This is a genomic window from Candidatus Pelagibacter communis, from assembly GCF_001180205.1.
Taxonomy (GTDB): Bacteria; Pseudomonadota; Alphaproteobacteria; order Pelagibacterales; family Pelagibacteraceae; genus Pelagibacter; species Pelagibacter ubique_O.
On record NZ_CVSU01000021.1, the window covers coordinates 45,112 to 60,913 of the forward strand.

The following is a 15,802-nucleotide window of genomic DNA, read 5'->3' on the forward strand; positions in this document are numbered from 1 at the left end:
TATAAAGCGATACATAACTCGTCGTTAAATTCAAAAATTTACGAAAGTGGGATCGGTCGTCTTTAAATTAATTTTTAAAGGAGGCTTTATGAACTTTGGATATTTTTGTAATACTACTAATTGGGATAAAAAACCTTATGCCCAACTTCTAGACGAAGCTAGAGAAATCACTGAATATTGTGATCAAAATAATTGGAATTCTATTTGGTATACTGAACATCATTTTAATCATGAAGGAATGGAGTCTTGCACCAATCCACTAATGATGTGTACTGATGCTGCTGCAAGAACTAAAAATATTCGTTTAGGACAAGCTTGCAACGTAATAACATTTCATAATCCTATAAGACTTGCAGAAGATATTGCTACCCTTGACCAAATGTCAAGAGGAAGAGTGGAAATTGGTGTTGGAAGAGGAGTTTACGGAAGAGAAGCCATTAACATGAACAAAGAAGCTGACTTAAAAGATCAAGCAAAAAATTTTAGACTATTTTCTGAAACATTGGACGTAATGAAAAAAGCTTGGTCTGAGGACTTCTTTTCTCACCAAGGTGAATTCTATACTTATCCCTCACCAAATTTTATTTGGCAGCACGATATGAGTCCTCCTAAAGAAAATGTAGTAGATTTAAAAACAAATGAATTAAAACAAATATCTGTTTTACCAAAACCTTATCAAAAACCCTTTCCACCAATTTCTCAAGTTGTTGATGGAGAAAGATCAATTCAGTGGGCAGCAGAAAATGGACTAAATACAATTATGTGGATCCCAACTGTAAAAGCTTTGAAAAAAAGATTTGAAATTTATAAAGAGGCAAAATCTAAAGCTGAAAATAGAGATGTGCCACTGGGTGAAGGTATTAGTTTGGTTAGAGATATGTTTGTTGCAGAAACTATGGAAGAGGCTGAAAAAATGGCTGGAGAACATATAGTTAATTATATGAGATGGGTTTGCCATTGGAGAGGATTGGGAAATCATATGGATCCAGATGAAAAATTACCAGAGACAAAAAATAAGCTAGATTTATTAAATTATGAATTTCTTCATAAAAGAAATCTTTTATTTGGAACACCTGAGTTTGTAATAGAAAAAATAAAAGAACTTCAAGAAGAATTAAATCTTCAAAATTTACAAGTCTGGTCTAACTTTCCAGGTGTCAAACATGAAGACTGTATGAGAAGTATCAAGTTATTTACAGAAGAAGTTATTCCAAATATAAAACCAATAGATACAAACATACAAAGAGCTAGCTAGTAGATGGATTTAAAGCTTAGAAAATTTGCAAAATTTGTAGATAAAACTTTTATAGAAGGTGGAAAAAAAGCAAAAGAACCTGTTCTATTAGTCTCAGTTGCAGCTGTTATAGAAAACCCTTGGGCTGGAAAAGGTTTTGTAGAAGATTTAAAACCAGAAATACTAGATCTTGCACCTCAATTAGGAGATCTTTTGGTTCCAGAATTAACAAAAGAAATTGGATCAGGTGAAAAAATTTTAGCTTATGGAAAAGCTGCTATGGTTGGATTAAATGGTGAGATAGAACATGCATCTGCATTTATTCATACTTTAAGATTTGGAAATAAATTTAGAGATGCCGTTGATGGAACTTCCTATTTAAGTTTTACAAATACCAGAGGTCCTGCGGGTGCAAAAATTTCAATTCCAATGATGCATAAAACTGATGCTGGATTAAGACCTTTTTATCTAACGCATGAATTTACAATTCATGATGCACCTAATGAAGATGAAATAGTTGTTGCAATTGGAGGCGCTCCAACTGGACGAGCTCATGCAAGAACGGGTGATAGATATCAAGATATGAAAGAGATGGGCATCGATAACTAATTGATGTCTTACAATTTTGATAACGATCAAAATCATTATTATTTTAACAACAAAAATTCTTTACCATTAATCTTTATTCATGGTGTTGGTTTAAATCAACAAATGTGGAAACCACAAATTGAATTTTTTAAGAACAATTCGTTTATAACTTACGATTTGTTGGGACATGGAAAAACACCTTTTAAAAAGCCAAATTTATCAATGGAAAATTTTACTGATCAATTATCAAATTTAGTAAAAAACCTAAAGATAGAGAAATTTAATTTAATTGGTTTTTCTATCGGATCTTTGATTGCAATTGAATTTACTTCAAAATATGAAAATTATTTAAATTCTTTAACACTAATATCCACTACATACAAAAGGACAGCAGAAGAAAGACAAAATGTAATTGATAGAGTTAATTTAGCAAAAAAAAATATGCCGATATCACAAATGGCAATGAAGAGATGGTTTTCAGATCAATACCTTGAACAAAATCCTGAATTATATGATGAGTTTATGAAAATTCTTAACAAGAAAGGAATTGATCAAGAAAATTTTGTTAAATCTTATGAAGTGTTTGCAAACTATCAAGACAATCTTGAAAATATAAAAAATATTAAAACAAATACCTTAATTATAACAGGATCAGATGATCCAGGATCTACGCCTGATATGTCAAAAAATTTAAATAAAGATATACAAAATTCAACATATGTTGAAATTAAAAATGGAAAACATTTATGCACTATTGAATATGCAGACGAAGTAAATAATGCAATAATGAAACATATAAATAATGCCTGAGTTAAAAAAATATCAAATGTTTATAGATGGTCAGTGGGTAGACTCTGATACAAAAAAAACTTTTGAAACTTTAAATCCAGAAAATAATAAGCCTTGGGCTATAGTTCCTGAAGCTAGCGCAAATGATGTGGATAGAGCTGTAAAAGCTGCACAAAAAGCTTTTGAAGGTGAATGGCCAAAGATGATTGCAAGAGATAGAGCAAAATATTTGAGAGCAATCGGAAATAAACTTAGAGAAAATTCTGAATTATTAGGAAAGATTGAAACAATTGATACAGGGAAACTGTACAGAGAAACTTATCAACAAGCAAAATACATTGCAGAATATTATGATTACTATGCAGGTTTAGCTGACAAAGTTGAAGGAACAGTTCTTCCAATAGATAAACCAAATATTCAAGCGATCACAACAAGAATTCCAATAGGTGTTATTGCAGCTATCATTCCTTGGAATTCTCAAATGTTTTTAACTGCAACAAAAGTTGCACCTGCTTTAGCTATGGGTAATACAGTAGTAATTAAATGTTCTGAACTAGCACCAGCAACTATGTTTGAATTTGCAAAGTTAGTTGAAGAAACTGGAATACCAAAAGGTGTTGTAAATGTAGTTTCTGGTTTTGGAGATCCATGTGGTAAAGCTTTAACTACTCACAACTTAGTTGAGAAAGTAGCTTTTACAGGAGGTCCTGAAACTGCAAGGCATATTATTAGAAACTCTGCAGAAAATTTATCTGAAGTAAGTTTAGAATTAGGTGGAAAAAGTCCTGTAGCTGTTTTTGATGATGCCAAACAAGAAAATGCAATTAATGGAATAACTGCTGGAATATTTGGAGCAAGTGGTCAAAGTTGTATAGCAGGTTCAAGGTTATACTTACAAAAAGGAATATATAACGAATTTTTGGATAAGTTAGCATCAAGAGCAGAAAAAATTAAAATAGGTGCTCCTATGGACTCTGATACTGAAATGGGTCCCTTAAGTAACTTTAAACAATTAGAAGTAATCGAAAAAAATATTAAATTAACTGTTGAACAAGGTGGAAAAATTAAATGTGGTGGTAAAAGACATCCTTTTTCGAATGAAGGTTATTATTTCCCACCAACAATTATTGAGTGTGAAAATCATAATCTGCCAGCTGCTGAGAATGAACTTTTTGGCCCTGTATTATCGGTAATGAAATTTGATACTGAAAAAGAAGTAATAGAATTAATGAATGACAATCAGTACGGTCTTTCTTCAGGTGTTTATACTAGTGATCTCGCTAGAGGAATGAGGGTATCTAATGCTATCCGAGCAGGAATAACATTTGTAAATACTTATAGATTAATTTCACCTTCAGCTCCATTTGGGGGTATCAAGGATAGTGGATATGGAAAAGAAGCAGGAATTGATTCAATTAAAGACTACACAAGAGTAAAAACAACTTGGTTCTACACATCAGACGAACCCTCTCTAGACCCCTTCTCAATAAGATAATCTGTACCAATTAACCCATCTAAAATAGGATAATTTTGTCATTGAATATTGATTGTATTCATACTTAAATTAGTTTTTATAAATTGTTAACAATAAAGAGGAAGATAATGAGAAAACTATTTATCGCTGTATTTATGTTTGTATCAAGTTTTGGTTCAAATGTAATGGCAGACGGACATTCGATTAAAATGGGGATCATCTTAGGATTCACTGGTCCTATTGAATCTCTAACTCCAGCAATGGCTGCATCTGCAGAGCTTGCGTTTAAAGAAGCTTCTGATTCAGGTTCGCTATTAGGTGGAAAAAAAATTGAGCCAGTAAGAGCAGACTCAACTTGTGTTGACTCAGCAGCGGCAACAGCTGCAGCTGAAGGGTTAATTTCAGGTGGTGTAGCTGCAATTATGGGAGCAGACTGTTCAGGTGTAACTGGTGCTATCGCAACTAATGTTGCTGTACCAAATGGTGTAGTAATGATTTCACCTTCAGCTACTTCTCCTGGTTTAACAACTCTAGATGACAATGGATATTTCTTTAGAACTGCTCCATCTGATGCTAGAGGTGGTCAAATTTTAGCTGACATAACTAAAGATAGAAAAGTAAAAAGTGTTGCAATCACTTATACTAACAATGACTATGGTAAAGGTTTAGCTGATGTTTACAAAGCAGCAGTTGAAGCTCATGGTATTAAAGTTACAACTGTAACTGCTCACGAGGATGGAAAAGCAGATTACTCATCTGAAGTAGCAACTCTTGCTTCTGCTGGTGGTGATGCTGTAGCAGTTATTGGTTATCTTGACCAAGGAGGAAAAGGAATTATTCAAGCTTCTTTAGACTCTGGTGCGTTTGATAGATTTATTTTATCAGATGGTATGATTGGTCAATCTTTAGTTGATGCATTCGGAAAAGATTTAAGCAAATCATTTGGATCATTACCAGGTTCTACTGGTAAAGGTGCAGGTATATTTGCTGAAGTTGCAAAAGCTGGAGGTGTAGAAGCTTCTGGTCCTTACACAGGTGAATCTTACGATGCAGCTGCTTTAATCGTTCTTGCAATGCAAGCAGGTAACTCTGCTGACAGAGCATCTATTGCAAAAAATGTAATGGATGTTGCTAACGCTCCTGGAACTAAAATTTATCCAGGTGAGCTTAAGAAAGGTTTAGATTTACTGGCAAAAGGTAAAAAGATTAATTACGAAGGTGCTACTGGAGTAACTTTTACTGACGTTGGTGAAGCTGAAGGTTCTTTCTTAGAACAAGAAGTTAAAGGTGGAAAATTCAAAACTAAAAAACAAAGATAATTTTTTATCTTAATTCAAAAAACCCCAGTAATTTAATTACTGGGGTTTTTTTTTTAAATCAGCTCTTATAGTAGATAGAGCTATGATAATTAGAAAAATCAAACATGTTAAATTCATAGTTTTCCAGCTAGTTAGGCTAAGAAATACTCCAGCAGACAAACTGGCTAATGCTTGTATAGAATAAACAATTAAATCATTATAACCTTGAGCTCTAAATTTTTCCTCTTCTCTGTAACACAAAACAAGTAAGCTTGTTCCTGAAATGAATAGAAAATTCCACCCTAGCCCCAGGAAAATAAGTGCAACCATATAGTTAATATAATTCTGTTCAAATAAACTGGTAATAATTGTGACTAAAAACAATAAAACTCCCACATACATTATTTTACTATGACCAAATCTTTTAATTAAATTTCCTGTAACTAGTGAAGGTAAAAACATGGCTGCTATATGAAGCTGAATAACAAATCCAGTCTTGCTTAGACTTATTTTCTCCATCAGATGCATACTTATAGGAGTTGCTGTCATTAAAAAAGTCATTACAGCATATGCAAAAGCTGAAGCTACGAGCGCCTGTAGAAATCTAGGTTGAGAGATAAGCTCAAAAAAACTTCTTCCAGTTTTATATTGATTACTAGATATCGTTTTTGGTTCCTGATAAAAAATTAAAAAAATTGTTGATGAGATAGATAAAATGGCAAGTGCAAGATAAGAACCTGCATACATATGATTTGAGATAAGTCCTTTAGAAATGTTTGCAATGTTTGGACCAATAAACGCCGAACCTATTCCTGCTAACAAAATGATAGAAATTGCTTTTGGTGCATAATCCTTATCCACAACCTCGACTGCTGCAAAACGATATTGATGGCTAAAAGCTATTCCTCCACCAATTAAAAAGCATCCTAAATTATATAAGACAAAACTTTCTATAATTATAGAGTATGCAGTTAAAAGGGATGCAAAACATGTGCCTATTGATGCAAAAATAAAACCTAATTTTCGTCCAATTATACTCATTAACTTTGCAGCAAAAAAAGCAAATAACGCAATTCCGACTACTGACAAAGCCATTGGAAGAGTTGCTAAAGTATTTATTGGACTAAATTTTGAACCAATTATACCACTTAAAAAAACGGTGACTGGGGCAGCTGTAAAAGCAAAAATCTGGCTTAATATAAGTAACGAAAGATTTTTATTCATTAAAAGAATAAATACTTATCAGCCATATACAAAGCCCAAGCAGCAGCAGCACCTAATATAATATATTTCATTACGTTTACTTTATTTCTATTTTTTCAGGAAGTATACCTTTAGGTCGATACCTCATTATAAACAACAATCCTAATCCCATCAGTAAAAATCTGAAATAAGGAACGCTTTCAATTAAATGAGCTTTAAGTGCATTTGTTTCAGGAATTCCCGCAGTGAAAAAGTTTATTAAGAATAATGATATTGGTGCAGCTTCTATCCATAAAAACCAAACAACAAATCCTCCTAAAATTGCTCCAAAATTATTTCCACTTCCTCCAACAATTACCATCACCCAAATCAAAAACGTATATCTCATAGGTCTATAACTTCCCGGTGTAAATAAACCATCTTGTGTAACAAGCATTGCACCCGCAATTCCAACAATTGCTGAGCCTAAAATAAAAATTAGTAAATGTTGTTTAACAACATTTTTACCCATTGCATTTGCAGCTTCCTCATTATCTCTAATTGCTCTCATCATTCTTCCCCATGGAGAATAAAGAGCTTTTTGAGTTAAAATTAAAAGAATAATTACTACTACTAAGAATAATCCTGAATAACACAGTTTTACAAATACTGATGAACCTTCTATAACAAGCTGGTTTAAAGCAGCTTGTCTATCAGCTAAATTCTCAATTACACTTAATTTTCCTGCATTAAACTTTTCAACTAATTTAATAAACCAATCAGTTGTTTGAAGATCTACTTCATAAGGTGCAGGTCTTTTTAATCCAATAACATTTTTAACTCCTCTTGTGAGCCAATCTTCGTGTTTAATAATTGCAATAACAATTTCGGAAATAAGAAGAGTAGCAATAGCTAAATAATCTGCTCTAAGACCAAGTGCAACTTTTCCAACTATAAATGCTAAACCCCCTGCAAAAAGAGCTCCAACTATCCAAGAAAATATAATTGGTAATCCAAATCCTCCTAGGAAACCAGTTTTAGCAGGGTCAACTGCTTCAATAGCTTCTATGCCTGGCTCTGCAGAAAATCTAATAAGTAAAATACCTGAAATTATTATTGCAGCTATGCTGTATGTTCTGATTTTTGATTTTTCAAATCTTTTTAAAATAAAGCGTATAACTAATACCATTACTACTATCAGCCACAACGACATTAGAATGTCGAAACCTCCTGCCCTCCAAGCTTCTTGAACAGGATCAACAGATATCAATACCGCAGCTAAACCACCTAAAGCAGTATAGCCCATAATTCCAAAATTAATTAGACCAGCGTACCCCCATTGAATATTCGCACCCATTGTCATGACTGCAGAAATCAAACAAAGATTAAATATTGATAAAGCAATATTCCAAGACTGAAATATCCCAACCATTAGAATAAGCACCATCATGATGCTGTAAGCTGCAATTACATTTAGGTTTTTTCTCACAATACTTTCCCCTTAAATATTCCCGAAGGTCGATAAATTAAAACAATTACTAGAATAGAAAACGAGACTGCAAACTTATAATCAGTAGATAGTAACTGAACCAAACTATTTGGCTCCATACTTTCTGGTAAAACATACATAAAGAATTTTTTATATGCATAAGTGAGAAGTATTTCAGAAAAAGCAATTACATATCCGCCTAAAAAAGCTCCAAATGGATTTCCAATTCCTCCAACAATTGCAGCAGCAAAAATAGGAAGCATATTATTAAAATAAGTAAATGGCTTAAAACTTTTATCTAAACCATACAAAGCTCCACCAATAGTTGCTAAGATACCAGCAATTACCCAAGTAACTAAAACTATTTTTTTGGGATCAATACCTGACAACAAAGCAAGATCTTCATTATCAGAATAAGCTTTCATACTTTTTCCAGTTTTAGTTCTATTTAAAAACCAAAATAATAAAGAAACTAAAACTATTGTTACAAAAATAGTTATTACTTGAGTTGATTTTAATGCAAGACCTTCATTTAAACCCGTCATCTCTTTAAATTCACGGGCTTTAATAATAAATTTTTCTCCATCAAAAAATCTTCTGTCACCAGGTCCAATTATAATTCTTACTACTGCTTGAGTTACAAACATTACACCAATACTTACCATTGCAAACTGAACTGGAGGGCTTTTCTGATGTCTATAATATTTGAATACAAATTTATCTATTAAAAGCATGTAAAGAATCATAAAAATAATTCCAAATGGGATAGCTAACAGAGCAGTAGGTAAAACACCTAAAGAAACACCTAAAGATTGAAAATACCATGTGAATAAGATCGTAGCCATGGTTCCAAAAGACATCATGTCACCAGTTGCAAAATTAGCAAATCTTAAAATTCCATAGATAAGTGTTACGAATATTGCACCCAGTGCTAACTGAGAACCATAAGTTAATGCAGGAATGAAAATATAATTTAATAAAAGAATTATTGCATTTACAAAATCCATATTACCCTCCTAAAAAAGAACTTCTTACTCTTGGATCGTCTAATAATTCTTTTCCAGTTCCTGAATAACGATTTTCTCCAGTAACCAGAACGTAACCTCTATCTGAAATGCTTAAGGCTTGTTTTGCATTTTGTTCTACCATTAAGATAGCAACGTTTGTTCTTTTTACTTTTACAATATGATCAAATAATTCGTCCATCACAATTGGTGATACACCAGCAGTTGGCTCGTCTAACATTAAAACAGTAGGTTTAATCATTAAAGCTCGACCTAGAGCAACTTGTTGTCTTTGACCTCCAGAAAGTTCACCGACCATCTGATTTCTTTTCTCTCTTAAAATCGGAAATAATTCATAAATTTCTTCAATTATATTTTTGATTTCATCCTCAACAAGAAATGCACCTATTTCTAAATTTTCTTCAACAGTCATTCCTGCAAAAACATTTTTAGTCTGTGGAACAAAAGAAATACCTTGTTTAACTCTATCTTGAGGAGATAATTTTGAAATATCCTTACCATCAATCTTTACTGATCCAGATTTTAAATTAAGCAATCCTAACATTGCTTTCATAGCAGTTGATTTACCAGCTCCATTAGGACCTAAAATAGAAACTATTTCACCCTTATTTACATTCACTGAACAAGAACTAATAATGTCAGGACCATTACCATAACCACCTGTCATTTCTATTCCTTCAAAATATGCCATTTAAAATAATCCTATTAAATTTGGTAAATATCTTCCTGGTAATAAAGTAAAAATACCCGCAACTATTAATCCTATAAAGTTTCCAACCATTAATATTTTATGCAAAAATATTTTTTTTATTCTAATAAAGTAAACTGCAAGAGACAAAGAGATCAATGTCCATAAGCTTAAAATGTGTATCCAGCTATAATTTCCATCATTAAGTTCTTTGATCCAATAGGAAGAAATAGCAACATAAAACATAAGCAATACCCAAATCCAACCTATAACTTTATGTTTATTATCCCCTTTTTTTGCAATTAAGTTCCTTATTCCAAAACCAACTGCAAATAAAGCAAAAATTATGTGAGAAGCGATTGTCATAATTAATTTTCTTTTAGTTTCGATCCTCTTCCTAAGTAACTTTCAATTACTTTCTCATCTTTTTTTGCCTCTTCGACACTTCCCTCAAATAAAACTGATCCTTCAGCCATTACAATTACTGGATCACATAATCTTCCAATAAAATCCATATCGTGTTCAATCATACAAAAAGTATAACCTTTTTCTTTATTTAACTTTTCTATCGCAGTTCCAAGATCTTTTAACAAAGTTCTGTTAACTCCAGCCCCTACTTCATCTAATAGTACTAATTTTGCATCAACCATCATGGTTCTTCCAAGTTCTAATAATTTCTTTTGACCGCCTGAAAGATTTCCAGCAAGTTCATTAGATAAATGTCCTAGATTTAAAAATTCAACAACTTCTTTTGCTTTTTCTTTAACCACAGCTTCTTCTTGTGCAACTAAACCTGGTTTAAATAATGCAGTCATTATTTTTTCACCAGATTGATTTCCAGGAACCATCATTAAATTTTCTAAAACAGATAAATTTGAAAATTCGTGTGCAATTTGAAATGTTCTTAACAACCCTTTAGAAAATAACTCATATGATGGAACATCTGTAATGTTTTCATCATCGAAAACAACATTGCCACCAGAGGACTTTAAGTTTCCAGCAATTAAATTAAATAAAGTTGTTTTACCAGATCCATTTGGTCCAATAATACCTGTGATTGTTCCTCTTTTAACTTTTATTGAACAATCTGAAACTGCAGCTAATCCACCAAAATATTTACTTAAATTATTAATCTCTAAAATATTGTTGGACATTTGATTTATTTGTTTAGTCTTCTATGAATACTATTTAAAGTTTTTTCTAGAGATTTATAAAAACCTGCTTTGGTTAATTCTTTCACACCTTGTTCATTTAACCCTTTTGGCGTTTGAGATTCTTTTACTAAATTCTTTAAATTTTCTTTTGAATTTACTACAGCATCTTCAGATAAAGCTAAAAATAAAGAAGTAATATATTTTTGAGCATTATTTCTTTTTACCCCTCTTTTTACCAACCAATCAGTCATTACTCTCAACATCTCATAAAAAGGCGCCATCATGCCAGAAGTTGACCAAAAATTTATAGAAGATTTTTCATTTTTAATTTCTACAGTTGTGCCCAAGTTATTGAAAAACGCTTTAACTTTTGAATTAGGTGGACAAATAGGTACAGGACCTTTCTTTAATGAAATTGGAGGTAGAGGTATTGCTCTTACAATTTTTGCTTTTACTTTAATTGCTTTCTTTAATTGAGATAAGGTAATTGTTGAAATAAAACTAACAACTGTTTGGGTCGATTTAAATTTTAAATCTTTAATAATTTTTTCACCAACAGTAGGTGTAACAGATAAAAACACCCAATTAGACTGATCTATAATTTGCTGATTATCCTTGGCAATAACTATTTTTTTAAACTTTCTTTTTAACCCAAGAGCTATTTTTTTATTTCTTGGAGAAATAATAATTTTCTTATAGTAAATTTTTGATTTACATATTCCAGTAATCACTGAAGCTGCAATTTTTCCAGTACCAATAAAACCTAAATTCATAATTTTGGATACTTTATATTGATTATATTGAATTAATTAACAAAAAAAGAACCTCTAATTCTTAGTAATTCTCTGCTTAATTCCTTGTTTTCTTTGAAGGGTTTTCTTCCATGAAGCCAGAAATAATTATTTGCAATCACAGAGAATCCAACAGGTAATTTTGTAATTATTTTATTTTTACTTTCCTCTAATCCATCAGATAATCTTTGTAAAAAATTTCCTTGATCCATATTTTGAGGTTCTGGAAATTGATCTATATAAGATATCGTTGGTCTTCCCTCTTTATCAGTTGAAAAAACTGGGTGCTCTACCTTGTAATCAATATTTTTACTTTTTGGTGACCCCCAAACAAAATTTTGTCTCCCAACTGGATCATTGTATAAATCATCACAATGTTCCCAGTCATCAAGGTGTAACATAGCTGTTTCACCACCTTCAACATTTTGCTCATCAATTTTTGTCATAATTAACCAATCAGTTATATCTTTCACATATGTCCCATCTGTATGAAGATCCATATTCCTATAAGCCTTTCTTAAATAAGAGTCGCTACTATCTTCATGTTTAACATGAAAACGAGCATAATATTTTCCTGCCATCGCATCATGATTAGGTACACCTATTAGATGAGCTATTGCGGTTGATAACTTAACTAAAAATGTATCATTAATTTTTGCAATTATATTTTTTGGTCCAATAACAAAACAACCTGTAGATCTATCTCTAATAATTGAGTTCATTAATTCGCTTAACTTATTATTTGTTAAATCATCTAAACTTTTAGCTAAAGTAAATCTTGTAAATGGTTTTAGCTCTAATGCTGTTAAATCAAATTTATTAAAAGGGAAAATTAATTTATCTATTATATCATTTTCTAAACTAAGTTTTATAATCCTATTTGATTTATCGTGTTTTTGAATGTCTATGCCAGTAATTTTTTGCATTCTAAATTTTATTTTACCTTATTTTATAAATCAATTTAATCAGATATAATTGTTAATTATTGCCATACAAATAGCTGAGAAAATTGTTGGATAAACAAAGTTTTTCTTAGAAATAAAAAAAACAAACAAGGACAAAAACACAACAATTGACCTACTGTAATAACTAGCATCTACCAAAACACCAGCAGGAAAAATTATAGTTCTAGCTATAAGTGCAGCTAAAGTTGCATAGGCTAAACAATTAAACCACTTAAAAAGCTTAGAAGTTTCTTTTATACCCTCAGATGTTAGAGCGCCCAAAAATCTAGACAAAAATGTTGCTAAAGACGTAACAAGAATTGCGTAAACAATATTAGCTGACACTGTTCTCTCCTACTAGATAAGCTAAGGTTCCACCAATTATACCTGCTATCAAAATTGACCACTCAGGTGAAAATAAATAAATAATTGGTCCCAATATTGTTCCAAGCAAAACAGACAGCGTAACCGGAATAGTTTTAGACGCACCAATCATCATACATAGAAAATAAACTGGATTAAGAATTGCTAAACCCAACATCATATCTTTATTCATGTACTCTGAAAAATAAAAACCTATAAATGTTCCAATAACAGATACACTTACTGTTGCGCTTCCAATACCAATCCAATAATCAATTCTATGTTTCTTTGGAATGTTTTTATAATTGCTTTTCATTATTAACCATGCGGAAATAGCAATGAAATGACATGAAAAATAATACTTCCACTTAGGTTGACTTCTATGCATCATTAACGGAAATAAAGATACAGCCATAGGATAAAGTCTTGCATTAACAATCCATACCGCCAAAAAAATATTTAACAAAGATGCTCCAATTAACATAGACTCAGCCATTACTAGTGAGCCTGGTAAAGCATAAGTTAAAACAGTTGAAAAAATACTTTCCTGAATATTAAAACCTAAATTTTTAAATAATGCTCCAATAGCTATAAAACAACAAGTAAGAGCAATAGCTGGACTATCATGAGTAAATATAGATCTATATCCTTTAAAGAAAAAATTTTTTTTAATCATTATCCACCTAGGAACAGTCTACCAACATCAGGATTTTGGAGTAAATCGTCTCCTTTACCTGCAATTGCAGTTTGCCCAGATACCAAAACGTATCCAATATCTGCAAACTCTAATCCTTTTTTGGCATTTTGCTCAACTAGAATGATTGTTTTTTTTTCATTTTGCTGAAGATCTCTTAGTATTTCAAAAACCATCTCAATATATCTGGGTTCAAGTCCAATTGACGGTTCGTCTACTAAAAGCACTGAAGGTTTCATTACTAATGCTCTAGATATTTCTAGCAATCTTCTCTCCCCACCAGATAAAACTTTTGCTGGTTGGTTTCTTCTATTTCTTAACCTTTCATACTTTTCAAAAATTCTTTCAGCCTCTTCATATGACTCATCTGTTTTTTCTTTTATATATCCTCCCATTAATAGGTTTTCTTCTACTGTCATATCTGGAAATACAGAGTTATCTTGCAATATATAAGCTATACCAACTGACTTTAACTTTTCTGCTGGGGTAAGATTTGTAATTTCTTTTCCTTCAAGTTCAATTTGACCAGAAAAAATATTTGTAAAACCATATATTGAATGAAGAATTGTAGATTTACCTGCACCATTAGGTCCAATTAAACATAAAGACTGAGCTTTATTTACGAATAAATCAAAGTTATGTAAAATTTCCATTTTTCCATAACCTGCGTTTAAATTTTTAATAGTTAAATGAACTTCGTTTGGAGATAATTTTTTTAAATCATCTGGTGTCGGAGCTTTTCCTAATACTTCATATTGGTTAGACATTATTGAGCTCCTAAATACGCGTCAATGACACGTTTATCATTTTTAATTTCATCTGGCGATCCATTGGCTAACATTTTACCATGAGCTAAACAAAAAATATTCTCAGCTAATTGCATAATAACTCTCATGTTGTGCTCAATAACTAAAAGAGTTATTCCAAAATCTTGGTTAACTTTAATTAATCTATCAATAATACCATTTATTAGTGTTGGATTAATCCCAGCTGTAGGCTCGTCTAGTAATAGCATCTCTGGTTCATTCATTAATGCCATAGCAAGCTCCAGTAATTTTTGTTGACCAAAAGATAAATCTCCAGCTCTTAGCTTTCTTTTTTGATATAATCCCACAAAATTTAATAAATTTTCAGCTTTATCTGTTAGTTCTTTTGGGATCTTTGAAAATATTTTCATTAGATCTGCGTCACTACCTTTATGACTAATAAGCATATTTTCTATACAATTAAGCTTTCCATAAATTCTTGTTTGCTGAAAAGTTCTCAATAATCCTAACTTAGCAATTACAGGGACTGGTAACTCAGAAACTTCTTTTCCATTAAATTTAATAGATCCATTATCGATTGGGTAAGTTCCTACAATCGAATTAAATAATGTAGTTTTTCCTGAACCATTTGGTCCAATCAATCCAACTATCTTCCCTTTTTCAACATTCATTGAAATGTCAACGTTAGCTTTAACACCACCAAAAGATTTACTTACATTGCTAACTTCTAAAATACTCATTTAAGTTCTACCTGTGCTTTACGATCTTTTTCATCAACCACTTCACCAAATCGCTCTGGATATTTTTCTCTAAGCCATCCCATAATTCCTTCTGGAAAATAAATCACAATCACAACAATCAAAACTCCTAGAGCAACATACTGCCAACCCAAAAAGAATGTCCAAAAACCTTCTTTAAAAATATGAAATATAGTTGCACCAATAATTGGGCCCCAAAGAGTTCCTTTACCACCAAGTATTGCCATCAATACCATGAATACTCCCATTTCTCTTCCATCAAATGCAACATCTGTTGAATCGATGTATCCAACCAAGCCACCCATTATTCCTCCTGCCAATCCACAAAAGAAAGCTGAGATCATCCAACCAATAATTTTATACTTCATTGTTTCAATACCCATTGCTTCAGCTTTATCCTCATTATCTCTAATAGCGTTAAGTATTAATTTAAATCTTGTAGAATAGATTGAACGAACCACAACGAATGTGAGCACTAATGTGAAGAAGCTTAAGAAATAGAAAAACTCCCCCCCTTGCTTCTAAGCTACCGACATTTGGAAAAGGTGGTGTAGTAAAGCCTTG

General features: G+C 31.8%; 17 protein-coding genes and 1 pseudogene. 5 read left to right on the plus strand and 13 right to left on the minus strand.

What is annotated here, in order from left to right; translation table 11 throughout:
* Positions 1-88: 88 nt before the first annotated feature.
* From AMO08_RS00975 to AMO08_RS00995, 5 genes are all read left to right on the plus strand, one after another.
* Positions 89-1,255: an LLM class flavin-dependent oxidoreductase gene (locus tag AMO08_RS00975; RefSeq protein WP_075484350.1), complete on the plus strand. Its 1,167-nt coding sequence runs from the start codon at positions 89-91 to the stop codon at positions 1,253-1,255.
* A 3-nt stretch (positions 1,256-1,258) separates the two neighbouring features.
* Positions 1,259-1,843 (plus strand): amino acid synthesis family protein, encoded by a 585-nt coding sequence (locus AMO08_RS00980; RefSeq protein ID WP_075484351.1) that lies wholly within the window; start codon positions 1,259-1,261, stop codon positions 1,841-1,843.
* A 3-nt stretch (positions 1,844-1,846) separates the two neighbouring features.
* On the plus strand, positions 1,847-2,632 hold the full coding sequence (locus tag AMO08_RS00985; RefSeq protein ID WP_075484352.1) for an alpha/beta fold hydrolase: 786 nt from the start codon (positions 1,847-1,849) through the stop codon (positions 2,630-2,632).
* Entirely contained in the window at positions 2,625-4,106 is a 1,482-nt protein-coding gene (locus AMO08_RS00990; protein ID WP_075484353.1) for an aldehyde dehydrogenase, read from the plus strand. The genes AMO08_RS00985 and AMO08_RS00990 overlap by 8 nt, the downstream gene beginning before the upstream one ends.
* 107 nt (positions 4,107-4,213) lie before the next feature.
* Positions 4,214-5,404, plus strand: a complete 1,191-nt coding sequence (locus AMO08_RS00995) for an ABC transporter substrate-binding protein (RefSeq protein ID WP_075484354.1) — start codon at positions 4,214-4,216, stop codon at positions 5,402-5,404.
* Positions 5,405-5,440: 36 nt separating this feature from the next.
* Here AMO08_RS00995 and AMO08_RS01000 read toward each other — a convergent pair whose 3' ends face one another.
* The 13 genes and pseudogenes from AMO08_RS01000 to AMO08_RS01060 all read right to left on the minus strand — a co-directional run.
* Positions 5,441-6,607: an MFS transporter gene (locus AMO08_RS01000; RefSeq protein WP_075484355.1), complete on the minus strand. Its 1,167-nt coding sequence runs from the start codon at positions 6,605-6,607 to the stop codon at positions 5,441-5,443.
* Positions 6,608-6,683: 76 nt separating this feature from the next.
* Positions 6,684-8,015 carry a branched-chain amino acid ABC transporter permease gene (locus tag AMO08_RS01005; RefSeq protein ID WP_075484366.1) on the minus strand — a complete coding sequence of 444 codons (1,332 nt, stop codon included), beginning with the start codon at positions 8,013-8,015 and terminating at the stop codon, positions 6,684-6,686.
* A gap of 35 nt (positions 8,016-8,050) precedes the next feature.
* Complete coding sequence (locus AMO08_RS01010) at positions 8,051-9,061, minus strand: branched-chain amino acid ABC transporter permease (RefSeq protein WP_075484356.1); 1,011 nt, start codon at positions 9,059-9,061, stop codon at positions 8,051-8,053.
* Position 9,062: 1 nt separating this feature from the next.
* On the minus strand, positions 9,063-9,770 hold the full coding sequence (locus tag AMO08_RS01015) for an ABC transporter ATP-binding protein (protein WP_075484357.1): 708 nt from the start codon (positions 9,768-9,770) through the stop codon (positions 9,063-9,065).
* Complete coding sequence (locus tag AMO08_RS01020; RefSeq protein ID WP_075484358.1) at positions 9,771-10,133, minus strand: DUF2306 domain-containing protein; 363 nt, start codon at positions 10,131-10,133, stop codon at positions 9,771-9,773.
* Positions 10,134-10,135: 2 nt separating this feature from the next.
* The gene (locus tag AMO08_RS01025) at positions 10,136-10,921 is read right to left on the minus strand and encodes an ABC transporter ATP-binding protein (RefSeq protein ID WP_082254995.1); all 786 of its coding nucleotides are present in this window, start codon (positions 10,919-10,921) and stop codon (positions 10,136-10,138) included.
* A 5-nt stretch (positions 10,922-10,926) separates the two neighbouring features.
* Positions 10,927-11,694, minus strand: a complete 768-nt coding sequence (locus AMO08_RS01030) for a pyrroline-5-carboxylate reductase (protein ID WP_075484359.1) — start codon at positions 11,692-11,694, stop codon at positions 10,927-10,929.
* Positions 11,695-11,726: 32 nt separating this feature from the next.
* Positions 11,727-12,638 (minus strand): glutarate dioxygenase GlaH, encoded by a 912-nt coding sequence (glaH, locus tag AMO08_RS01035; RefSeq protein WP_075484360.1) that lies wholly within the window; start codon positions 12,636-12,638, stop codon positions 11,727-11,729.
* A 39-nt stretch (positions 12,639-12,677) separates the two neighbouring features.
* Positions 12,678-13,001, minus strand: coding sequence for an AzlD domain-containing protein (locus tag AMO08_RS01040; protein WP_075484361.1), 324 nt, complete (start codon positions 12,999-13,001; stop codon positions 12,678-12,680).
* A complete protein-coding gene (locus AMO08_RS01045; protein ID WP_075484362.1) occupies positions 12,991-13,695 on the minus strand; it encodes an AzlC family ABC transporter permease in 705 nt (234 codons plus the stop codon). The genes AMO08_RS01040 and AMO08_RS01045 overlap by 11 nt, the downstream gene beginning before the upstream one ends.
* The gene (locus AMO08_RS01050) at positions 13,695-14,480 is read right to left on the minus strand and encodes an ABC transporter ATP-binding protein (protein WP_075484363.1); all 786 of its coding nucleotides are present in this window, start codon (positions 14,478-14,480) and stop codon (positions 13,695-13,697) included. The genes AMO08_RS01045 and AMO08_RS01050 overlap by 1 nt, the downstream gene beginning before the upstream one ends.
* Complete coding sequence (locus tag AMO08_RS01055) at positions 14,480-15,220, minus strand: ABC transporter ATP-binding protein (RefSeq protein ID WP_075484364.1); 741 nt, start codon at positions 15,218-15,220, stop codon at positions 14,480-14,482. Before AMO08_RS01055 ends, AMO08_RS01050 begins: the two co-directional genes overlap by 1 nt.
* A pseudogene (locus AMO08_RS01060) lies at positions 15,217-15,802 on the minus strand (branched-chain amino acid ABC transporter permease); the annotation flags it as partial. The pseudogene AMO08_RS01060 and the gene AMO08_RS01055, both read right to left, overlap by 4 nt.

What these genes read in the sequence shown, in the direction of transcription:
- AMO08_RS01015 (WP_075484357.1), bottom strand. Translation starts at nt 9,770, where the DNA reads ATGGCATATTTTGAAGGAATAGAAATGACAGGTGGTTATGGTAATGGT.
- AMO08_RS00975 (WP_075484350.1), top strand. Translation starts at nt 89, where the DNA reads ATGAACTTTGGATATTTTTGTAATACTACTAATTGGGATAAAAAACCT.
- AMO08_RS00980 (WP_075484351.1), top strand. Translation starts at nt 1,259, where the DNA reads ATGGATTTAAAGCTTAGAAAATTTGCAAAATTTGTAGATAAAACTTTT.
- AMO08_RS00985 (WP_075484352.1), top strand. Translation starts at nt 1,847, where the DNA reads ATGTCTTACAATTTTGATAACGATCAAAATCATTATTATTTTAACAAC.
- AMO08_RS01055 (WP_075484364.1), bottom strand. Translation starts at nt 15,220, where the DNA reads ATGAGTATTTTAGAAGTTAGCAATGTAAGTAAATCTTTTGGTGGTGTT.
- AMO08_RS01030 (WP_075484359.1), bottom strand. Translation starts at nt 11,694, where the DNA reads ATGAATTTAGGTTTTATTGGTACTGGAAAAATTGCAGCTTCAGTGATT.
- AMO08_RS00990 (WP_075484353.1), top strand. Translation starts at nt 2,625, where the DNA reads ATGCCTGAGTTAAAAAAATATCAAATGTTTATAGATGGTCAGTGGGTA.
- AMO08_RS01045 (WP_075484362.1), bottom strand. Translation starts at nt 13,695, where the DNA reads ATGATTAAAAAAAATTTTTTCTTTAAAGGATATAGATCTATATTTACT.
- AMO08_RS01010 (WP_075484356.1), bottom strand. Translation starts at nt 9,061, where the DNA reads ATGGATTTTGTAAATGCAATAATTCTTTTATTAAATTATATTTTCATT.
- AMO08_RS01020 (WP_075484358.1), bottom strand. Translation starts at nt 10,133, where the DNA reads ATGACAATCGCTTCTCACATAATTTTTGCTTTATTTGCAGTTGGTTTT.
- AMO08_RS01005 (WP_075484366.1), bottom strand. Translation starts at nt 8,015, where the DNA reads ATGATGGTGCTTATTCTAATGGTTGGGATATTTCAGTCTTGGAATATT.
- glaH (WP_075484360.1), bottom strand. Translation starts at nt 12,638, where the DNA reads ATGCAAAAAATTACTGGCATAGACATTCAAAAACACGATAAATCAAAT.
- AMO08_RS01000 (WP_075484355.1), bottom strand. Translation starts at nt 6,607, where the DNA reads ATGAATAAAAATCTTTCGTTACTTATATTAAGCCAGATTTTTGCTTTT.
- AMO08_RS00995 (WP_075484354.1), top strand. Translation starts at nt 4,214, where the DNA reads ATGAGAAAACTATTTATCGCTGTATTTATGTTTGTATCAAGTTTTGGT.
- AMO08_RS01025 (WP_082254995.1), bottom strand. Translation starts at nt 10,921, where the DNA reads ATGTCCAACAATATTTTAGAGATTAATAATTTAAGTAAATATTTTGGT.
- AMO08_RS01050 (WP_075484363.1), bottom strand. Translation starts at nt 14,480, where the DNA reads ATGTCTAACCAATATGAAGTATTAGGAAAAGCTCCGACACCAGATGAT.